Source organism: uncultured Gimesia sp. (assembly GCF_937910335.1).
GTDB lineage: Bacteria > Planctomycetota > Planctomycetia > Planctomycetales > Planctomycetaceae > Gimesia.
Genome location: NZ_CALEMX010000402.1, coordinates 1 through 6,491, shown reverse-complemented (window position 1 = coordinate 6,491; position 6,491 = coordinate 1). Strand labels below are relative to the sequence as shown.

The window sequence follows — 6,491 nt, the reverse complement described above, 5'->3', positions numbered from 1 at the left end:
CGCCCAGGCGAACCATGGCACTTCTGAGTGCTGCAAGATCAACGACGGCGGGCACGCCTGTGAAGTCCTGCAGTACGACACGACCTGGTTTGAAGGGGATTTCTACCGGGTTGGGAGATTCCGCGCTCCAGTTGGCCAGATTGTTGACGTCGGCTTCGTTGACCACGAAACCATCTACATTTCGCAGACAGGATTCCAGGAGCACACGAATCGAGTAGGGAAGTGTTTCAATATCACCGATGCCATCATCAATCAGTTTCTGTAAGCGGTAATAAGTGAACTCACCACTGGCTGTCTTTAGTTGACCTTCCGCGCCAAAAGGATTTCCGGAAGCCATTAATCTCTCCTCAGTACTACTATAAATGGGTCAATAAATGATTTCAGGTTGCTACGGGAGCACCTGTCTGGTTTTCGTCACGTTTGAGATCGGAATATGCTGTATTCTAGGGAGTCGTATCCTGATCGACAAACGGCTGGGCTGCCAAAAACGTAAAACATCTCTGGAAGCTGGTCTTCATCCGTGAATATTGGATGGGAAAGGTCCCATTCTAACGCAGGCAGGCTCTATTTTCCATTGCGGACCTTTTTCACCTGTCGTCTGGCACTTTCGACGATCTTATCTTCGATTTCTTCATGCCAGCGGTATGCAGGCATTCCGTAGACGGCCATCGATGTGGCTCCTTCGTAACCGCCTTCTTTGAGGACTCTCACAGAAGGCGTGTATGCCATTACATCATTCGAATAGCCGGCAATCCAAGTGTCGGGGCCATAATCTTTTTTCATTGCGAGTGCATAATCAACGACGACTTCGCCGCCAATTGTGATCCAAAGCTGTTTCTTGCCGAGTCTCCAGACTTCGACAGGAAACGGATACGAGGTAATGAAGGGTTTTCCCGAGTTGAGTTGTTTGAGCAGTCTGGTGCCCCAACGAACCCGATAGTTATTCGGGTTACCGGCGGCGAGTGTTTCCAGCTCTTCTTTTGTGGGAACTTGGCCCAGCTTGACGTCGAAGATTTCAATTGAGGTTTTCAGTTCGGGGTCCAGTTCCACGAGCGGCAGACGAACGGTATCAGCGACCGCGTGTGCCAGTCTAGAACCGTAAGATTTCGCCAGTTCGAGTGTTCTACGTGGTATTGGATTCTGATCCGCACCGCAGCCGATGTAAAACATGGCGGTGACTCCTGGAAACATCGCTTCCAGATCATATTGCGCGAAGCCTGCATAATCGCCGCACCATTGCTGAATTCCCACGGTGGTGTTGTGGCAGGCATATCCGAAGACAATGGTTTTCAGTTTGCCGTCTTTATCTTTGACGGCTAATATGGGAACGGAATGGTCGACTGGTCCTTTTAATTCGTTGGCCAGTCTGATTTTGGGAACTTCTGCTTCTTTATTGTTTCGGCGGTTGACGGCAAAGCTTGTGAATCCCTGTCCTGACCAGAGTGTGGAGGGTTCCAGATTTTTGATTGCTGTTTCGACGGCGTTGACCAGTTTTTGTTCGAGTTGATCTGAATATTTTGCAATCTGTTTGAGGTGATTTTCTTTCAGCGGATAGATATCGTGCAGGGCGCCACGCAAGACGGGACCACAATGCGTATGGGAGCTGTTCAGCATGATCTGACTGCGCTCGAGATTAAATTTTTCTTTGAGTGCTGCACAGGTATTGTTGTAAATCGTTTGGGGAATTCCCAACGTGTCTGTGGAAACAATGACGCCACGATGTCCATCGCTGGCTTCAATTACCAAAACTTTGAGCCAGAGATCATGTATTTTGCCATTTGCGGGCTCTGTGCGTCCTCCATAACCGGCCATCCAGAGGTTTTCTTCGGGAGTAATTACAACGCTGGCGGAGCCGGCTTTCCAGAGTGTTTCTTCAGCGCTACACTGATTTGGCTCTAAGATCTGTACACAGGAAATCAGTATTAGTAGAAAAGCGGTTCGAAAATGCGTTAGATATTTCATCGAGAGGACCTCTTAACGATTGAGCAATGGACCAATAAACTAAACCTTCTTTATTAACGTCTCTGTTTTAGGTTAAAGGGGAACAGCCGGCATATCAAGGGTTGGAGATGTGTACTCTTGTGTTTCGCTCATCAAAATTGTTTTGTGTGCGGACTCTGATAGAATAAGAGGGGACTTCTTTTAATCTATTATTTCCCGAGAAAACGAAGCCGGGCTATCTACCGTGAAAGGATCATTGTTTGTGAACAGGAAGTCAGATTTCAGCAAAACATTCATTTTCAGCGTTTTCATCTCTGTTTTCTTACTGACGGCAGGATTTGCTCCCGGTCTTTACGCGCAGGGAAAAGGCAAAAGGAAGAATGTGAGGAATGCACGATCGGCGACATTGCCCGCTGATTATCGGTCGAAAAATTTTCTGATTCATACTGACCTGTCATCGGCAGAGGCGAAGGATTTACTCGATCGACTGGAAAAAATGCTGGTCATTATTTCGACTTATTGGGGCAGTCCAAATCGCAAGGTCATCGAGTGTTATGTCGTGAAAGATATTGCCAACTGGCCTCCCGGAAGTCTGCATCCCGTGGGTATGCAATCGGTGGCCAACGGTGGTGGCGTGACGATGGGTCGCACTTCGTATCGTGGAAAGCAGCTCATTGCCGCTACCGCGATCGTGTATGCAACGGCTGACAGAGGAACGCCGCAGCATGAAGCGGTGCATGCTTATTGTACTCAGAATTTTGGGCGTAACGGACCAGTCTGGTATAGCGAAGGCATGGCAGAGATGGGCCATAACTGGAAGGTACTTCCCAAAAAAGGGCAGCCGCTCGCTGTGGATTGTCCCGAGTATGTTGTGAGATATATCAAAAGCAGCGAGCCTCAAAGTTTGAATACGATTGTCAACGCCCGCTCCATGACTGGTGATTCCTGGCAGAATTACAGCTGGCGCTGGGCATTGTGCCATCTGCTGGCAACGAATCCCAATTATTCGGCCCGCTTTCGCCCGCTGGGTCTGGGTTTATTGATGAAAAAACCGGTTTCGTTTAATCAGACGTATGGATCGATGGCCCGCGAAATTTCGTTTGAGTATCTGTTTTTCCTCAAACATTTCGATCAGGGTTACCGCTGTGATTTATGTCAATGGGACTGGAAAACGAAGTTCCGCAAACCGAATTCTGTTCGTCCGCTGAGTTCCAAAATTGAAGCCAATCAAGGTTGGCAGGCATCCCGCGTTGTCGTGGAGAAAGGCAAGGAATATCAGTTTTCGACAGAGGGGGAATGGAAAACAGACAGCGAAGCAGAGCCGACGACTGCGAAAGGAGCTGACGGTGGTAAGGGGGCTCTCATGGGCGTGGTCCTGTTTGAAAATGAGGATGACGAATACAGGCTGAGTGAAGCATTCGAACTGGGCGAATCGGGCGGCTTTCAAGCGCCTGCCAGTGGTAAACTGTTTCTGCGCGGTAAGGATGCCTGGCATGAACTGGCTGATAACAGCGGTAAGATTGTAGTGAAAATTAAGGAGTAATCTCTAAGTGGCGTCATCTCCAGGCTGTGTTATCTCAAAGCAGCAGAGAATGTAGTCATGCTACGATTTCTCAAAATCGATAGAACCCGTTCAGAAACAGTTGTTTGAACTGCTTTCGCAAACACTGCGATTGTGTTGAGTGCGCGACGGTTCTGAATACTGCCGGCCTGCAATCTGTTCTTTTTTCGAAAATATCTGATATTTCACCGCCAAGTTTTGTCTGAAATTACGCTTTGTCTAATGGGTAGCAGGGAATTCTACTCAGGTATCTGTTTAAAAACGTGATGCACGTGTACATAATGAGAGACTCTGTGGTTTTTGTTTAACACCTTGAGATCTCTCAGGATACCAGAATGTCGAACCGTGAATATCAAGCGCTGATTGAAGAAGCGTTGAAAGGAAATCAGGATGCCATCGGACAATTATTTGATCGACACCGTCCCTATCTGAAAATATTAACACAAAGAGCCGTGGATGGACGACTACAGGCGCGAATCGATGACTCGGATCTTGTACAGCAAACCTATCTGTCAGCGATAAAAAACTTTGAGAAATTTGACGGGAAAGAAGAAGCACAGTTTATAGCCTGGTTACGAAAAATTCATGAGCGAAACATACAGGATACCATTCGAAAACATCTCGGGTCTGATAAACGATCAATTAAAAACGAAAGGGATGTAGCAGCGGGTGAAAATGACGGGGTCCTGTTTCATCTGGAAACACTGAGTCCTTCACAGCGAGTGATGCAGGCAGAAGAGGCTGTGCGTCTCGCTGAAGTAATGGCTTCGATTCCCGAAGACCAACGAGAAGCAGTGCGGTTACGTCATTTGGAAGGCTGGTCATTAGCTGAGTTAGAAAAACATTTTGACCGTTCCGAAACGGCGGTGGCTTCTTTGATCAAACGCGGACTCGAAAATATACGAAAGCGACTTAAGCAAGAGGAATAACCAAGATATCTCAAATGCTATTTCTGTGTTGAATTTTTGCGACAAAAATACATAGGGCGAACCATGTTTCAAGAAGATCAGTTGTTAGAAGGCGATCTCGCAACCATCATTGCCAGCTATATGCGGCGCATTGATCAGGGAGAGAGTGTCGACAAGCAACAACTTCTGGCAGACCATCCTCACTTGCAAGCCGATCTGGAAGCCTATTTTGCGGATGTGGATCTCATCGAAAAACTGGCGGGACCGACGGCTTCGGAACTCTTAACTCCCTCCGGTATTGAAGAGGATAGCGAAACGGCGGCATTTGGTACGCCGGTAGATGCGATTGATCCAGAACAGCCGGGCAACCAGAAACGCACTGATAGTAGCCAGGTGCTTGAGGGGCAATTCGGGCGTTACCAGATAGAAAAAATTCTAGGGCAAGGCGCCATGGGGGAAGTCTATCTGGCTCATGACAGGGAACTGGATCGTCGGGTGGCTTTGAAGGTTCCGAAGATCACGGAAGCGGAAGATGCAGAAGAGTTGATGGGGCGGTTCTATCGTGAGGCCCGCGCCGCGGCGACCTTAGAGCATAGTGGGATCTGCAGTGTCTACGACGTCGGATGTCTGGATGGAATCAACTATATTGCCATGGCTTACATCGAGGGACTGCCATTATCCAGCTTTATCAAGCAGGGTAAGATCAAGTCGATGCGCAATATCGGTGTGGTCATTCGCAAGCTGGCGCAGGCTCTGGAATCAGCACACCAGAACGGTGTGATCCATCGGGATCTTAAGCCAGCGAATATCATGATGAATGAGGGTAAAGAACCGGTGATCATGGATTTCGGTTTAGCCCGCCAGTTAAATAAAGAGGAGACATCGCGTTTAACGATGGTGGGTACGGTGATGGGGACTCCCGCCTATATGTCTCCCGAGCAGGTATCGGGCGATATCAACTTAGTTGGTTGTGAGAGTGATATTTATAGCCTGGGTGTAATTCTGTACGAATTGTTGACTGGTGGTGAGCTTCCCTTTCAAGGGCCTGTGGTGGTGATCATTGGTCAAATCCTCGGAAAAGAGCCCGGCCCGCCTTCTGAGTTAAAGCCGGGAGTTGATCCGGAGCTGGAAGCGATCTGCCTGAAAATGATGGCAAAAAAAATAGAAGATCGCTATCAGTCGATGCAGGAAGTCGTTGATGCATTAACTGCATATTTAAAGAACTCTAAAACAGCGACAGCGAATCCTCAACCTTTTTCCAAAGTGCGAGAGGCGCCGAAGGAAGGCAAGGCAAAGCAACCGAAGCAACCTCTGACGCTGTTCGAAAAATTCAAAAACAGGCCGCCCCATACGAAAGCGATTACCGCGGCTGCTTGCGCTTCCATTTTGTTTCTGGCAGCGGCGATCACGATTTTCTTCAAAATAGGGGATCGAACCGTTGAAGTTAAACTGGATGATCCAACAGCTGAGGTGACCATTGATGGCAAGCATCATGTGAAATTCGATGGGAAATTGGTGGGACACGTCGAACTGGATGTAGGTCCGCACGAAGTTTCTGTAACCAGAGGTGGTGTTGTTGTTAAAGGTTGGGAAAAATATAATTACGTTGTAGAGAAGCATGGTAAGAGACTGCTCGAAATTAAAGTGCGTGGAAAGGAAACATTCAGCCAAAATAATCCAAAACAACCAACGGAAAGCAAAACAAAAGTACCAGAGCCGCCCAACATTATCCTTCCGGAACTCGATCCGCATTTTGCGAAAGAGATGGCAGCAGCGCGCTGGCTCTATTCGGTAGGAGGAGTTACATCAACAGCACGAGCGATTAAAAAAGGAAACAAAAAATACGATAAGAAATTTGTGATTCGTAGTGCAAATCTTCAGGGTTGCCAATTCGATTCTAAAGATCTCAAATATTTGATTGACTTACCGGCGCTCGAAACTTTAACGATTGCTGAAAGTGACCAGGAAATTGATGACGAAGCGATTCGGTGGATCGGACAATGTGAATCACTGCGTTCGTTGCGTTTTTATCCGATATTTCCCATTTGGGTTGAGCCAGGAATCGATCCAGGCTCGAATCA

At 47.8% G+C, this 6,491-nt stretch carries 4 protein-coding genes and 1 pseudogene; 3 read left to right on the top strand and 2 right to left on the bottom strand.

Going from position 1 to position 6,491, the window contains the following annotated elements; all coding sequences use genetic code 11:
* Positions 1 to 337: pseudogene (locus Q0668_RS15840) on the bottom strand (aconitate hydratase); the annotation flags it as partial.
* 227 nt (positions 338 to 564) lie between these two features.
* Positions 565 to 1,962 (bottom strand): neutral/alkaline non-lysosomal ceramidase N-terminal domain-containing protein, encoded by a 1,398-nt coding sequence (locus Q0668_RS15835; RefSeq protein ID WP_298866407.1) that lies wholly within the window; start codon positions 1,960 to 1,962, stop codon positions 565 to 567.
* A gap of 241 nt (positions 1,963 to 2,203) precedes the next feature.
* Between Q0668_RS15835 and Q0668_RS15830 the strand changes: the two genes are divergently transcribed.
* The 3 genes from Q0668_RS15830 to Q0668_RS15820 form a co-directional block, all read left to right on the top strand.
* Positions 2,204 to 3,484 (top strand): hypothetical protein, encoded by a 1,281-nt coding sequence (locus tag Q0668_RS15830; protein WP_298866405.1) that lies wholly within the window; start codon positions 2,204 to 2,206, stop codon positions 3,482 to 3,484.
* A 353-nt stretch (positions 3,485 to 3,837) separates the two neighbouring features.
* Complete coding sequence (locus Q0668_RS15825; RefSeq protein ID WP_298866403.1) at positions 3,838 to 4,431, top strand: sigma-70 family RNA polymerase sigma factor; 594 nt, start codon at positions 3,838 to 3,840, stop codon at positions 4,429 to 4,431.
* 63 nt (positions 4,432 to 4,494) lie between these two features.
* Positions 4,495 to 6,491 (top strand): serine/threonine-protein kinase (locus Q0668_RS15820; RefSeq protein WP_298866401.1); only part of this gene is annotated, 1,997 nt, incomplete at its 3' end.

Bases quoted from the DNA above. Each gene is read 5' to 3' on its own strand.
- Q0668_RS15825 (WP_298866403.1), top strand. From the start codon at position 3,838: ATGTCGAACCGTGAATATCAAGCGCTGATTGAAGAAGCGTTGAAAGGA.
- Q0668_RS15835 (WP_298866407.1), bottom strand. From the start codon at position 1,962: ATGAAATATCTAACGCATTTTCGAACCGCTTTTCTACTAATACTGATT.